Genomic DNA, 16,490 nt, shown 5'->3' with positions numbered 1-16,490 from the left:
GGTGATGCACGCCGCGTACGCGACGCTGCTCGCGCAGCTGTCCGGAACCGACGACATCGCCGTCGGCACCCCGGTGGGCGGACGTGGCGAGCGGGCGCTCGACGACCTCGTCGGCATGTTCGTCAACACCCTGGTGCTGCGCACCGAGGTCGATCGCGGCGAGAGCTTCGACGGCCTCGTAGCCCGGGTCCGAAGCACCGATCTCGCGGCGTTCGAGCACGCGGAGGTCCCGTTCGAACAGCTCGTCGACGTCCTCGACGTGCCGCGGTCGACGGCGCACTCGCCGCTGTTCCAGGTTGCGCTCGCCTTCCAGTCGCGGAACGGGTCCCGGTTCGAACTCGCCGGCCTCGACATCGATGCGCTCGACGTCCCGACCGGGTCGGCCAAGTACGACCTGATGCTGACGATCCTCGAGGACTCGGCCGCCGGTGCGGACGCGGTCCTGACCTACAGCACCGACCTGTTCGACGCGGCGACCGTCGTGAAGTTCGGGGACCGGCTGCGGTCGCTGCTCGCTGCGGCGCTCGCCGCGCCGCAGACGCCGGTCGGCGATATCACGGTTCTCGATCCCGCCGAGGCCGCGTCGCTGGTCGCGCGTCGAGGAGCGGAGGCCGAGGTTCCGCTGACCCTCGCGGAGATCCTCGCCGCCGTCGCGGTGGACCACGCCGACCGCACCGCGATCGAGTGGGCAGGCGAGTGCGTCACCTACGCCGAGCTCGCCGCCCGGTCCAACCGCCTCGCTCGGCACCTCGTCGACCACGGCGTCGGTCCGGATACCGTTGTCGCGCTGGCAATTCCGCGTTCCGTCGACGCGATGGTCGCGATCTGGGCGGTGGCGGCGGCCGGTGGCGCGTACGTGCCGATCGACCCCAAGCTGCCCGCCGACCGCATTGCGCACATGGTCGGGGACTCCGGTGCCGTGGTCGGCCTGACCACCTCCGAGTTCCGTGCCGCGTTGCCCGAGCAGGCGAACCCGGCCGGTGGCTGGCTGCAGCTCGACGACACGACGCTCACCGCCGCCGTCGCGGCCAGGTCGGCGGCACCGCTCGGCGATGCCGACCGCACCGCCGCGCTGTCGGTGGACCATCTCGCGTACCTGATCTACACGTCCGGCACCACCGGTTTGCCGAAGGGTGTCGCCGTGCCGCACCGCGGCCTGGCCTCGCTGACCGCGGACGTCGTCGACTACTACGCCATCTCCGCGGCATCGCGAGTGCTTCAGTTCGCGGCCATCAGCTTCGACGCCGCGGTCGGCGAGATGCTCGCGACGTTCGGTGCGGGCGCGACGATGGTCATCGCTCCCACCGACCTGTACGGCGGAGCCGAGCTGGCGCGGTTCGTCCGCGAGCAGCGGGTCACCATGTTCGTCAGCACCCCGACAGCCGTGGCGACGATCGACGCCACAGGTCTCGACCTCGTCGAGCGGGTGGTCGTCGGCGGTGACGTGTGTCCGCCGGAGCTCGCCGCGCGTTGGGGCGGCCGGCTGCGCAATGCGTACGGCCCCACCGAGACGACGGTCATCGTCACCGTCACCGAGCCGCTCGCCCCGGGTGCGCCGATCACCATCGGTTCGCCGATGCGCGGTGTGCACACGCTGGTGCTCGACGCGCGCCTGCGTCCCGTGCCTGCCGGCAGCCCCGGTGAGCTGTACGTGACCAACGCGGGCCTGGCCCGCGGCTACCACGCGCGCCGCGCGCTGACCGCCGAACGGTTCGTCGCGAACCCGTACGGCGAGCCGGGCGAACGCATGTACCGCACCGGCGACGTCGTGCGGTGGAGTGCAGCGGCGGGGGATGTCACGGGTCCGGACGAGCTGGCATACGTCGGCCGGTCCGACTTCCAGTTGCAGATCCGAGGATTCCGCGTCGAGACCGGTGAGATCGACGCCGCGCTGAACGCCCACCCGTCCGTCGCGTTCGCCGCGACCGTCGGCAGGCCGGGACCCGCGGGCGATCTGGCGTTGGTCGCGTACGTGCAGCAGGCGGCAGGAACACACCTCGACACCGACGATCTCGCTGCGTTCGTGGCGCGGACGTTGCCGCCGTACATGGTTCCTGCGGTGATCGTGGTCCTCGACGAGGTGCCGCTCACCGCGCTCGGCAAGCTCGACCGGGCCGCGCTGCCCGCACCGGAGTTCGCGGGTGCGGCCGTGTTCGTCGCGCCGCGCGGCGAGGTCGAGATCGGCATCGCCGAGGTGTTCGGGCGCATCCTGAACGCGGAGCGGGTCGGCGCCACCGACGACTTCTTCGACCTCGGCGGCAACTCGCTGATCGCGACGCGTGTCGTGGCCCAGGTCAATCAGGCGTTCGGCACCGATGTCGGCGTGCGGGACCTGTTCGAGGCGCGCACGGTCGCAGCGCTCGCGGTGCGGGTCGTCCGCGGCGGCGCGAGCACGCGTCCTGCCCTGGTTCCGCAGGCACGGGACGGGCAGGTGCCGCTCTCGCTCGCCCAGCAGCGGATGTGGTTCCTCAACCGGATGGATCCGGAGTCGGCGGCCTACAACATCCCCCTCGCCGTGCGCTTGTCCGGCGCTGTGGACCTGCCCGCGTTGCAGGCGGCGCTGCACGACGTCGTCGGCAGGCACGAGACCCTGCGCACCGTGTACCCGGACTCCGTCGACGGCGGGCACCAGGTCGTGCACCCGGTCGAGTCCGCCCTGCTTGCGCTCGACCTCGAATCGATCACCCCCGAGCGGGTGGTCGAGCGGATCACCGAGCTCGCGACCACGGGCTTCGACGTGACCGCCCAGGTTCCGGTGCGGGCCGCGCTGCTCGAGTTGTCCACTGGCCGGGATGTTCCCGCGGAGTACGTCTTCGTCCTCGTGATCCACCACATCGCAGCGGACGGCGTCTCGCTGCGTCCGCTGGTGACGGACCTGATGACGGCTTACGCGGCCCGTCAGGGCGGACAGGCTCCGCAGTGGACCCCGCTGCCGGTGCAGTACGCGGACTACGCCATCTGGCAGCGTGAACTCCTCGGCGACGCCGAGGACCCGCAGTCGCGGGCGGCAGCCCAGCTCGGCTACTGGACCTCCGCGCTGGCGGGGCTGCCCGATCAGCTCGACCTGCCGACCGACCGCCCGCGGCCCGCCCGTGCCTCGATGCGCGGCGGCCGGGTCGAGTTCACGATCGACGCCGAGGTGCACCGCGCGGTCACCGAGATCGCGCGTGCCCAGGGTGCGACCGTGTTCATGGTCATGCACGCCACCCTCGCGGTGCTCCTGGCCCGGCTCGGCAACACCACCGACATCGCCATCGGTACCGCGGTCGCCGGCCGCGGCGAGTCCGAACTCGACGCCCTGGTCGGCATGTTCGTCAACACCGTCGTGCTTCGCACGCGGGTCGAACCGGAAACCGAGTTCGCGACGTTGCTGGGGCACACCCGCAGCGTCGACCTGGCCGCGTTCGCGCACACCGAGTTGCCGTTCGAGCGGCTGGTCGACGTGATCAGCCCGTCCCGCACGCAGTCCCACCACCCGCTGTTCCAGGTGGCGATCGACTTCCAGAGCGCCACCGACCTGCGCCTCGAACTGCCCGGACTGACGGTCACCCCGGAGCCGATCTCCGCCGGGGTCGCCAAGTTCGATCTGCAGCTCACCCTGACCGAGCAGGTGGACGCCGAAGGCCGCCCGAACGGTATGCGGGCCGCGTTCGACTACGCCGTCGACCTGTTCGACGCCGCCACGGTCCGCACCTACGCCGACCGCCTGGTGCGCATCCTGTCGACGGTCGTCATCGATCCGACCTTCCCGGTCGGCGACGTGCCGATCCTCGATCCCGGTGAGCAGAGCGCACTCTCGGCAGTGGCAGGTCCGGACGGTCTGCGGGCGCGCACCCTGCCGCAGATCTTCGCGGACGCCGTCGCCGTCGACCCGACCCTGGTCGCCGTCGACGCAGGCGAGTCGCGGGTGACCTACCGCGACCTCGACGCCCGCTCCAACCGCCTGGCCCGGATCCTGATCGACCGCGGTGTCGGTGCCGGATCGTTCGTCGCCGTCGCCATGCCGCGTTCGGTCGACACCGTCGTCGCGGTGTGGGCCATCGCCAAGACCGGCGCCGCGTTCCTGCCCGTCGACCCGAACTACCCGGCCGACCGCATCGAGCACATGCTCACCGATTCCGGTGTGGCCGTCGGTGTCACCACGTCACGCGACCGCGGCGCGCTGTCCGGCCACGTGGAGTGGCTGGTCCTCGACGAGATCGCCGCCGCGCTCGCCGCGGCAGACGACGACGCTGTCGAACCGATCCGACCGGTACTCGTGGACGACGCCGCCTACGTCATCTACACGTCCGGTTCGACGGGTCTGCCCAAGGGCGTCGTGGTGACGCATCGTGGCCTGGCCGACCTGGTCGCCGAGCAGCGTGCCCACATGCGGATCGAACCGCGTTCGCGCACACTGCAGTTCGCTTCGCCGAGCTTCGACGCGTCGGTGTTCGAGATGCTGATGGCGTTCGGCAGTGCCTCGACGTTGGTCGTCGCCCCAGCCGACCTGTTCGGTGGAGTAGAACTCTCCGAATTCCTTCGGGCCCAGCGGGTCACCCATGCCTGTATCACCCCGGCCGCGCTGGCCGCGGCCGACCCGACCGGTCTCGCCACCCTCCGCGTACTCGCGGTCGCGGGCGACGCCTGCCCGCCGGAACTGGTGGCCCGCTGGGCACCGGACCGCACCATGCTCAACCTGTACGGCCCCACCGAGGCGACCGTGTGGTCGACGGTGTCGGCCCCGCTGACGGCCGGTGCGCCGATCACCATCGGTGCGCCCACTCGGGGCTTCCGGGTCTCCGTCCTCGACGGCAGGTTGCGGCCCGCCCCGGTCGGTGTCGCAGGTGAGCTCTACCTGTCGGGCCCGGCGCTGGCGCGTGGCTACCACGCTCGGGGGCCGCTGACGTCGGAACGGTTCGTCGCGAACCCGTTCGGGCGTCCCGGCGAGCGCATGTACCGCACCGGTGACGTGGTCCGCTGGACCGCCGACGGCACCCTCGAATACGTCGGCCGGTCCGACTTCCAGGTGAAGGTCCGCGGATTCCGCATCGAACTCGGTGAGATCAGCGGCGCGCTGGCCTGCCACGACAGCGTCGGCTTCGTCACCACCGAGGGTGTGACCGCGCCCGACGGCGGCACAGTCCTGGTCGCCTACGTGCTGCCCGCGTCCGGGCGCACCGTCGACGAGGAGACGCTGCGTGCCTTCGCGGCGGAGTTCCTGCCCGCCTACATGGTTCCCTCGCACGTCGTCGCGCTCGCCGAGGTCCCGCTGACGCCCGCGGGCAAGCTGGATCGGCGCGCCCTGCCGACCCCCGAGTTCGTGACACCGGAGCTCGAGTACGTCGCACCGCGGTCACTGACCGAGGAGATCGTCGCCGGTGTCTTCGCCGAGGTCCTCGGTCTCGATCGCGTCGGCGTGACGACGAGTTTCTTCGACCTGGGTGGAAACTCGCTGTCCGCCACCAAGGTCACCGCTCGCATCGGTGCCGCCCTCGACGTCCGCGTCGGGGTTCGTGACCTGTTCGACGCCCCCACCGTCGCGGAACTGGCTGCGCGCGTGGAACACTCGTCGGCTCCCGCTGTGCGGGCGCTCACCGCGGGACCGCGACCCGAACGGATTCCGCTGTCCCTGGCGCAGCGTCGGATGTGGTTCCTCAACCAGTTCGACACCGGGTCGGCCGCGTACAACGTGCCGATGGCCGTGCGGCTGTCCGGTGCGCTCGACGTCGACGCGCTGCGCGCCGCCGTGGTGGACGTGCTGGCCCGGCACGAGGTGCTGCGCACCGTGTACCCGGACTCGGAGTCCGGCCCGTTCCAGCAGATCCTGCCCAACTCGGCGACCGTCGTGGAGCTGACGCCGGTTCGGGTGCCGGAGGACGAGGTCGTCGCCCGGGCGATCGAGCTGATCTCCCTCGGTTTCGACGTCACCACCGCACCGCCGGTGCGGATCGCGCTGCTCGAGACCTCGTCGACCGAGCGGGTACTGGTCGTGGTCATGCACCACATCACCGCCGACGGCGCGTCGGTCGCGCCGCTGGCGCGGGACGTCATGGTCGCCTACGCGGCCCGGTCCAACGGCGTCGCCCCCGAGTGGGCGCCGCTGCCCGTGCAGTACGCCGACTACGCGCTCTGGCAGCACGAGACGCTCGGCCCGTTCGACGACCCGGCGTCGCTGGTGAGTACGCAGGCCGACTACTGGCGGGCGCGGCTCGCCGGTCTGCCCGAGGTGCTCGACCTTCCGATGGACCGGCCGCGTCCCGCGGTCCGATCCACCGCGGGCGCGAACGTCAGCTTCACCGTCGACGCCGCGCTGCACGTCCGGTTGCTGGAGTTGGCCGCCGATCGCGGCGCCACACTGTTCATGGTGCTGCACTCCGCGTTCGCGGTACTGCTCTCGCGGCTCGGCCGCGAGACCGACATCGCGATCGGTACCCCGGTCGCCGGACGCGGCGAGCAGTCGCTCGACGAGCTGGTCGGCATGTTCGTCAACACCCTGGTCCTGCGGACCGCGGTCGAGCCCGGCACGACCTTCGCGTCGCTCATCGACTCGGCCCGGGAGGCCGACCTGTCGGCATTCACGCACGCCGACATGCCGTTCGAGCAGTTGGTGGAGGCCCTCGCACCGGCCCGGTCAACGGCATACTCGCCGCTGTTCCAGGTGATGTTCACGATGCAGAACAACACCCAGGCGACCTTCGAGCTGCCCGGCCTGACCGTGAGCGGTTTGACGTCCGACTTCGATGTCGCCAAGTTCGACCTGCAGCTGACCGTCGGGAACGCGCGCGCCGAGGACGGCGCGGTCGCCGATCTGACGTCCACCCTGAGCTACGCGACCGCGCTGTTCGACGAGGCGACCGTGCGCGGCTTCGCCGACGCCTACCTGCGGATCCTGAACGCCGTCGTCGCCGACCCTCAGGTCGCGGTCGGTGACGTGGAGATCACCGGTTCCGTGGACATGTCCGCGATCGCCGCGGTCAACGAAACGGCGCACCCGGTGGCTGACGCCACCCTGGTCGATCTGTTCGACGCGCAGGTCGCTCGTACACCCGATGCGGTCGCGCTGGTCTTCGAGGGTGAGCGCCTGACCTACGCCGAGTTCGACGCGCGCGTGAACCGCTTGGCGCGCAAGCTGATCGATGCCGGCGTCGGGCCGGACGTGCTCGTCGCCCTGGCGGTGCGCCGGTCGGTGGACCTGCTGGTCGGCATGTACGCAGTCATCAAGGCCGGTGGCGCCTACGTGCCGGTCGACCCCGACCATCCCGTGGACCGCACCCGGTACGTGCTCGAGTCCTCGGCACCGGCCGTCGTGCTCACCGGTGGCGACGTCGAACTCGACGTGCCTGTGGGCACCACGATGTGGTCGCTCGACGACCTCGACACGAGCGGATACTCGGACGCCCCGGTCGTCGACGCGGAACGTGTTGCACCGTTGCGTGATTCGAACATCGCGTACGTGATCTACACGTCCGGGTCCACCGGCCGCCCGAAGGGCGTCGCGGTGCCGCACGTGGGCATCGTCAACCGCCTCGAGTGGATGCAGGCGCAGTACCCGATGGGGCCCGAGGACACGGTCGTCCAGAAGACGCCGTCGACCTTCGACGTCTCGGTGTGGGAGTTCTTCTGGCCGCTGCAGGTCGGTGCCTCCCTGGTGATCGCGCGCCCGGACGGGCACCGCGATCCGCTGTACCTGGCGGACCTCATCGAGGCGGAGTCCGTCACCACCGCCCACTTCGTGCCGTCGATGCTGTCGGCGTTCACGTCAGTGGTCGACGCCGGACGGGTGCCGTCCCTGCGTCAGGTCTTCTGTTCCGGCGAGGCACTGACGCCGCAGGCTGCGCAGGCGTTCGCCAGCCTGAGCGCGGCGGCGCTGCACAACCTGTACGGACCGACCGAGGCATCCGTCGACGTCACGTTCCACCAGTACACGTCCGCCGACACGATCACGGTGCCGATCGGTGCCCCCGTGTGGAACACGCAACTGCACGTGCTCGACGGTCGGCTCCGCCCGGTCCCGCTCGGTGTCGCAGGTGAGCTGTATCTGGCGGGCTCCCAGCTCGCCCGTGGGTACGTCGGACGCGCCGACCTGTCGGCCGACCGGTTCGTCGCCAACCCGATGGCGAGCGGAGCGACGGGGGGTGTCGCAGGTCAGCGGATGTACCGCACCGGCGACCTCGTCAAGTGGGTCGAAACCTCCGCTGGTGGGCTCGAACTGGTGTACCTGGGGCGGACCGACTTCCAGGTCAAGCTGCGCGGTCTGCGGATCGAGCTCGGCGAGATCGAGTCGGTGCTCCTCGAACAGCCCGACGTGGCGCAGGCGGCCGTTCTCGTGCGCGAGGACATTCCGGGTGCGCAGCAGCTCGTCGCCTACCTGACTGCGGCCACGGGTGCGGCTCCGCAGATCGAGGAGCTGACCTCGGCGCTGTCCGTTCGGCTGCCCGAGTACATGGTGCCGTCGGTCCTGATGGTCCTCGACGCGCTGCCGCTCAATGCTTCCGGCAAGCTCGACCGCAAGGCCCTGCCTGCGCCGGACCTGTCCGATCGCGCGGAGACGTACCGGGCGCCCGGCACCCCGACGGAGTCCGTGCTGGCACGCCTCGTCGCGGAACTGCTGGGCCACGACCGGGTCGGCGTCGACGACTCGTTCTTCGCGCTCGGCGGTGACTCGATCATGGCGATCCAGCTGGTGTCGCGTGCCAAGCGGGAGGGCATCGTCCTCAAGCCGGCACTCGTCTTCGAACACAAGACGATCGCGGCACTCGCCCGGGTCGCGGCAGTCGGCAGCGACACCGTCGTGCTGGCGGAGCTGCCCGGCGGCGGTGTCGGTGAGCTCCCGCTGACCCCGATCGCGGCATGGATGATCGAGCACCTGCGAGAGTTCGACGAGTTCTCGCAGGGCATGCTGCTCACCCTGCCCGAGGCCGTGGTCGAGGCCGACCTGCAGGCCACGGTGCAGGCGGTCCTCGACCACCACGACATGCTGCGTTCGCGGCTCGTGCGCGCCGGCGACGGCGGCCACTTCGAGGTCGCTCCGGTCGGCGCGGTGTCCGCGGCGGCTGTCGTCACCCGGATTCCGGTCGCGGACGCGCCCGGCACGGACGCCTTCGCGACATTCGCAGAGGCCGAGATGCGCCGCGCGGCAACGCGACTCGATCCCGAAGCCGGGACGATGGTGCAGTTCGTGTGGTTCGACACCCAGGCTGGGCCGGGACGTCTGCTCGTCCTCGCGCACCACCTCGTGGTCGACGGTGTCTCCTGGCGGGCGCTGCTTCCCGATCTCGCGCTCGCGTGGTACCGCACCACCGAGGGTGCCACCGCGGAACTGTCCGCCGCCGGTACCTCCTTCCGACGGTGGGCGCACGGCCTCGTCGACGCCGTGCCTGCCCGCGCGGCCGAACTGCCGCTGTGGCAGTCCATCCTGGACGCACCCGATCCGCTCCTCGGATCCCGCGCCCTCGACCCCGACACGGACACCGTGTCCACCGTCGACGACCTGCGGATCGAGCTGGACCCGGCCGTGGCCGAGGCGGTCCTCGGGCGGGTGCCCGCGATCGTGCACGGCACCACGAACGACGGCCTGCTCACCGCACTGGCCATGGCGGTCGCGAAGTGGCGGCGGGACCGCGGTGGCGACACCGCGAGCGCGCTGGTCACGCTGGAGGGTCACGGCCGTGAGGAACAGGCGGTGCCCGGCGCGGATCTCGCGAACACCGTCGGCTGGTTCACCACGGCGTTCCCGGTCCGCCTCGACCTCGACGGTGTCGACCTCGACGACGCCTTCGCGGGCGGCGCCGCGGCGGGTGACGCACTCAAGCTGGTCAAGGAGCAGCTGCTGACGATTCCGGACCACGGCATCGGCTACGGCATGCTCCGCTACCTCGACGCGGAATCCGGTGCCGCACTGCGGAACCTGCCCGCGCCGCAGATCGGCTTCAACTACCTCGGCCGGGTTGCCGGGACCGCGACCGGAGCCGACGCTCCCTGGATTCCGGACAGCGCGTCCGGAAGCTTCGGAGGCGTGCGTGACGCCGACATGACCGCCCCGGTCGTGCTCGACATCAACGCCTCCGCCGTCGACACCGCGGATGGCAGCCGCCTCGGTGCGACGTTCTCGTACGCCACCGGCATCCTGGGCGAGGAGCAGGCCCGCGGGATCGCCGACCTGTGGGTGGCGGCGCTGACCGCGCTCGCCGCGTACGCCGACACCCCGGGCGCGGGCGGGTTCACCCCGTCCGACCTGCCGCTCGTCGCGCTCGACCAGGCCGGAGTGCACCAGCTCGAGGCTCGCCACCAGGACCTGGCCGACGTGTGGTCGCTCTCGCCGCTGCAGGAGGGCCTGCTCTTCCACGCCCAGTTCGCGGGTGAACACCTCGACGCCTACCTGGTCCAGACGGTGCTCGACCTCGAGGGTGCGGTGGACGCCGAGCGTCTGCGCACCGCGGGCCAGGCACTGCTCCGCAGGCACGCCAACCTCCGGGTCGCGTTCGACACCGCATCGGGTGAACCCGTGCAGATCGTCCCCGCCGATGTCGAACTGCCCTGGAGCACGGTCGATCTCAGCGGTGAAGGCGATGTCGAGGCCGCGTTCGCGGAGGTGCTCCGCGCCGACCGTGCCCGCGGGTTCGACATGGCGACCCCGCCGCTGATTCGGTTCACGCTCGTCGACCTCGGTGACGGCCGGTACCGGATGGTCTCGACCAACCACCACGTCCTGCTCGACGGCTGGTCGACGCCGCTGCTGCTCAAGGATCTGCTGTACCTGTACGCGACCAGCGGTGACGCGGCGACCATGCCGCCCGTCGGTGCCTACCGGGACTTCCTGGTGTGGCTGTCCGAACGGAACCGGAGTGTGTCGACGGACGCGTGGCGGGAGGCGTTCGCCGGACTCGACGAGCCGACCCTGCTCGCTGCCGGTCAGAGCGTCGAGTCCGTCGAGTCCGCCGACCTCGCGGTGTTCGCGACCGCGGAACTGACGGCCGCCCTGACGGCGCTCGCGCGACGCCACGGCGTCACCCTCAACACCGTCGTCCAGGCGGCGTGGGGCATCGTGCTGTCCGCGTTGACCTCTCGCACCGACGTCGTGTTCGGGTCGACGGTGTCCGGGCGGCCCGCGGACCTGCCGGGCGTCGAATCGATGGTCGGCCTGTTCATCAACACCCTGCCCGTGCGGGTGACGCTCGATCCGGCCGAGTCGGTGAGCGGACTGCTCGAACGCGTCCAGGTCGAACAGGCAGCCCTGCTCGATCACCACTACCTCGGACTGTCCGAGATCCAGCACGCCGCCGGTGCGGGCACGTCGTTCGACACCCTCACGGTGTTCGAGTCGTACCCGGTGGACCAGGAGGCGCTCGCCGCCGCCACCGACATCGACGGCCTCCGGGTGACCGGTTTGCGGGGTATGGACTCGACCCACTACCCGATGACCCTGGTCGCGAGCGTGTCCGACCGCCTGCACCTGCAGGCCAAGTACCTGACCGGCCTCTACACGACGGACCAGGCGCAGACCCTGCTGGACCGGGTGCTGCGCGTACTCACCTCGTTCGCACAGGAACCGGCCCTCCGTGTCGCGGCGCTCGACGTCCTCGACTCCGCCGAGCGCGAGCAGGTGCTGACCGCGTGGGTGGAGCCGGGCGTGACGCCCCCCGCCGCAACACTTGCCGTCGAGTTCGCGGCCGCGGCGGCCGTCAACGGCACCCGCACCGCCGTCGTTGCAGGCGACGACCGCCTCACCTACGCGGAGCTCGCGGAGCGGGTCAACCGTCTCGCGCGGGTGCTGATCGCCGAGGGCGTCGGCCCGGAGTCGATGGTTGCCGTCGCCATGCCGCGCACCACGGACCTCGTGGTGGCGCTGCTCGCGGTGATCACCGCCGGCGGCGGGTACGTCCCGGTGGACGTCACCTACCCCCAGGACCGGTTGGCGTACATGCTCGCCGATTCCGAGCCGGTCGTGGTGCTCTCGACCAGTGACGACGTGCAGTCCTTGCCGGACAACGACGTTCCGCAGCTGCTGCTGGACTCGCCGGAGCTCGCCGCACGACTGTCGCGGATGTCGGCCGAGCCGGTCACCGACGCCGAGCGTGTTGCGGCGCTGTCGCCACAGCACCCGGCCTACGTCATCTACACGTCCGGATCCACGGGACGCCCCAAGGGCGTCGTGGTGCCGCACGTGGACGTGCTGACCCTGATGGCGAACACCCAGACCAGGTTCGGTTTCGACGAGACCGACGTGTGGACGATGTTCCACAGCTACGCATTCGACTTCTCGGTGTGGGAGCTGTGGGGCCCGCTGCTGTTCGGCGGCGAACTCGTCCTCGTCGACTACCTGACGTCGCGCTCGCCGGAGGAGTTCCTGGAACTGCTGCGCCGGGAGCGGGTCACGGTGCTCAACCAGACGCCTTCGGCGTTCTACCAGCTCGCGGAAGCGGACCGGCTCTCCGCCTCGGTTGCAGGGGACGGGTCTGTCCCGAGTGCAGGGGAGAGGTCTGCCCTCAGCCTGCGCTACGTCATCTTCGGTGGCGAAGCCCTCGACCTCGGGCAGCTCGAGCGGTGGTACGAGCGGCACGACGAGCAGTCCCCGCGCCTGGTGAACATGTACGGCATCACCGAGACCACCGTGCACGTGTCGTTCCTGTCCCTCGACCGCGAGTTCGCGCGGGAGTCGAAGGCCAGCGTCATCGGCCGCGGCCTGCCGGGCATGGGTGTGTACGTGCTCGACTCGCGTCTGCAGCCGGCGCCGGTCGGTGTCGTGGGCGAGATGTACGTCCACGGCGGTCAGTTGGCGCGCGGCTACCTCGGCCGCCCCGACCTGACGTCCGACCGGTTCGTCGCGAACCCGTTCGCCGGCGCGACAGCGGGCGATCGCATGTACCGCTCGGGCGACCTGGCTCGCTGGAACGACCGGGGTGAGCTCGAGTACCTGGGGCGCAGCGACTTCCAGGTGCAGCTGCGTGGTTTCCGGATCGAGCTCGGCGAGATCGAGTCGGCGCTGCTGCGGTACGAGGGCGTCGCGGCGTCCGCGGTGCTGGTGCGCTCCGACGAGCACACCGGTGATCGTCTCGTCGGCTACGTCGTCCCCGAGGCCGACGTCACCGTCGACGGGGATGCGGTGCTGGCGTTCGTCGGCGAGTTCCTCGCCGCGTACATGGTGCCGTCGGCGTTGGTCGTGATGGACGAGTTCCCGCTCACCGCGAACGGCAAGCTCGATCGGCGCGCCCTCCCCGCGCCCGACTTCTCGGCGGCAGCGAACGAATTCGTTGCTCCCCGTGATGCTGTCGAGGAGGCGATCGCGGAGGTCTTCGCGACGGTGCTCGGCGCGGAGCGCGTCGGTGTGCACGACAGCTTCTTCGACCTGGGTGGCAACTCCCTGGTCGCGACCCGCGTGATCGCCCGCGTGAACTCCGCACTCGACGCCCGGATCGGCGTGCGCGACCTGTTCGAGGCACCCACGGTGGCCGAACTCGCCCAGCGGTTCGAGCACTCGGGCGCCGGGGCGAGCCGTCCCGAGCTCGTGGCTCAGCCGCGACCGGAGCGGATCCCGCTGTCGCTGGCGCAGCAGCGGATGTGGTTCCTCAGCCGCTTCGATCCGGAGTCGCCCGCCTACAACATCCCGATGGCCGTGCGGTTGTCCGGTGACCTCGACACCGACGCCCTCGCCCAGGCCGTGCGCGACGTCCTGTCCCGTCACGAGTCGCTGCGCACCGTGTACCCCGATTCCGTGGACGGCCCGCACCAGGTGGTCGTCCCGGCCGCCGAGGTCGAACTCGACCTCGCGCCCGTCGCGGTGACGCAGTCCGACCTGCCCGCCGCTCTCGGCGCGCTGCTCGGATCGGGCTTCGACGTCACCGCGGCCCCGCCGGTGCGGGCACGCCTGCTCGCGGTCGGGGACGCAGGAGTGGAGCCTGCGGAACGACCCGAAAGCGCGGGAGTGGAGCCTGCGGAACGACCCGGAAGTACCGAGCACGTTCTGGTGATGGTGGTCCACCACATCAGCGCCGACGGCATGTCGATGGCGCCTCTGGCGCGCGACGTGATGGTCGCCTACACCGCGCGGACCAACGGCGCCGCGCCGCAGTGGGCTCCGCTGCCGGTGCAGTACGCGGACTTCGCGATCTGGCAGCGTGCGCTGCTCGGGTCGGAGGACGATCCGCAGTCGCTCGCGGCCCAGCAGGTCGACTACTGGACCACCGCACTCGCCGGTCTGCCCGACGCCCTCGATCTGCCCACCGACCGGCCCCGCCCGGCCGAGCAGTCGATGCGCGGCGGCCGCCACCTGTTCACGATCGGCGAGGACATCCGCCGCGGCGTCCACGAGCTGGCGACCGCGCAGGGGGCAACGCCGTTCATGGTTCTGCACGCCGCGCTGGCCGTGCTGCTCTCCCGTCTGACCCGCGAGACGGACATTGCCGTCGGCACCCCGATCGGTGGTCGCGGCGAGGCCGCACTCGACGACCTCGTCGGCATGTTCGTCAACACGATCGTGCTGCGTGCCCGGGTCGACGGTGACGACTCGTTCGCCGACCTCCTCGGCCGTGTCCGGCACGACGACCTGGGTGCCTTCGGGCACACGGACATTCCGTTCGAGCGGCTCGTCGACGTGCTCAACCCGGCCCGGTCGACGGCGCACAATCCGTTGTTCCAGGTGTCGCTGTCGTTGCAGAACCAGCAGCGGGCCGAGTTCGAGTTGCCGGGCCTGACCGTCGGCGCCCTCGACGCAGGCACCGATGTCACCCAGTTCGACCTCGACCTCACCCTCGGTGACGCCGTCACCGAGGGCGGCGACCCCGACGGCATGTACGCGTACTTCGTCTACGCGACGGACCTGTTCGACCAATCGACGGTCGCGGGATTCGCCGAGCGTTTCGTCCGGATCCTGGGTGCCGTCGTCGCCGACCCCGCCGCCCGTGTCGGCGACGTCGAGATCCTCGCGCCCGCCGAACGCGCGATGGTGCTGCGCGACTGGAACGACACCGCCGTCGAGTTGGAGCCGGCGACGCTGGTCTCCCTGTTCGACGCCCAGGTCGCCCGCACCCCCGACGAGGTCGCGGTGCGGTACGAGGGGCGCAGTCTCACCTACCTCGAGTTCGACGGCGCCGCGAACCGGTTGGCGCGCATGCTGATCGAGTCCGGTGTCGGGCCCGAGGTCCGTGTCGGTCTCGCGATGCGCCGTTCCCTCGACCTGATGGTCGGCATGTACGCGATCGTCAAGGCCGGCGGCGCGTACGTGCCGCTCGACCCGGACCATCCGGCCGACCGCACCGCATACGTCCTGCAGTCCGCGGACCCTAGGCTCGTGCTGACCACCACCGCGGACGGCGTCGACCTGCCCGCCGATCGTCCGGTGCTGTACGTCGACACCCTCGACCTCGACGGCTACTCCGCCGACCCGGTCACGGACGCCGACCGGACCGCGCCGCTGCGGCCGGGCAACGCCGCGTACGTCATCTACACCTCCGGGTCCACCGGGCGACCGAAGGGCGTTGCGGTCTCGCACGACGCGATCGTCAACCAGACCCGCTGGATGCACACCTACTTCGGCATGACCGCCGCCGACCGGGTGATGCAGAAGGCGCCGATCACCTTCGACGTCTCCGTGTGGGAGTGCTTCGCCGCACTCCAGGTCGGTGGCGTGGTCGTCGTGCTGCGACCCGACGGGCACCGCGACCCCGAGTACCTGACCGAGGTGATGGCCGCCGAGGGCATCACGATCGCGGAGTTCGTGCCGTCGCTGCTCGAGATGCTGCTCGCCAGCCCCGACATGGGGCTGCCCGACTCGATGCGTCACATCATCGCGGGTGGCGAGGCGCTGACCCCGCAGACTGCGAGGAAGGTCGCCGAACTCGGTGCTGTCGTGGAGAACACGTACGGACCCACCGAGGCCGCAATCACCACGACCGCGTTCGACGCCGCCGAGGCGGGGGAGTGGATCGTCCCCATCGGCCGAGCTGTGTGGAACACCACGTCGTACGTCCTCGACGCCCGGTTGCGTCCGGTTCCGGCCGGTGTCGCGGGCGAGCTGTATCACGGCGGCGACCAGCTCGCGCGCGGCTACGTCGGCCGCGCCGACCTGACCTCCGACCGGTTCGTTGCGAACCCGTTCGAGGGCAACGGTTCCCGCATGTACCGCACCGGCGACCTCGTGCGCTGGAATGCAGAAGGACAGCTGGAGTTCCTGGGCCGCACCGACTTCCAGGTCAAGCTGCGCGGCCTGCGCATCGAGCTCGGTGAGATCGAGTCGGCGCTCCTGACGCATCCCGCGGTCGAGCAGGCCGTCGTCGTCCTGCACAGCGACCCGCACACCGGTGACCAGCTGGTCGCCTACGTCGTGGGCGGTGCCGATACGACCGGCACCGGCGTCGACCAGGGCGTCTTGAAGTCGCACCTCGCCGGCCGTCTGCCCGCCTACATGGTTCCGGCCGCCTTCGTCGTGCTGGACGAGATGCCGCTGAACGCCAGCGGAAAGCTGGATCGTCGCGCCCTGCCCGTTCCCCACATCGAGGTCGACGACGCCGCGT

Annotated in this window: 1 protein-coding gene (cut by both window edges); it reads left to right on the top strand. The window is 70.8% G+C overall.

Every position in this 16,490-nt window falls within one protein-coding gene, locus tag RHCRD62_RS06445, for a non-ribosomal peptide synthase/polyketide synthase, read on the top strand. The gene is 43,611 nt long; 15,062 of those nucleotides lie to the left of the window and 12,059 to its right, leaving coding positions 15,063-31,552 in view (codon 5,021, partial, through codon 10,518, partial); the first complete codon in view begins at position 2. The start codon and the stop codon both lie outside this window.

The sequence above is a fragment of the Rhodococcus sp. RD6.2 genome (genome assembly GCF_001040705.1).
Lineage (GTDB): Bacteria > Actinomycetota > Actinomycetes > Mycobacteriales > Mycobacteriaceae > Rhodococcus_G.
The sequence above is the reverse complement of the archived record's forward strand: the minus strand, read 5'-3'. Positions and strand labels throughout refer to the sequence as shown.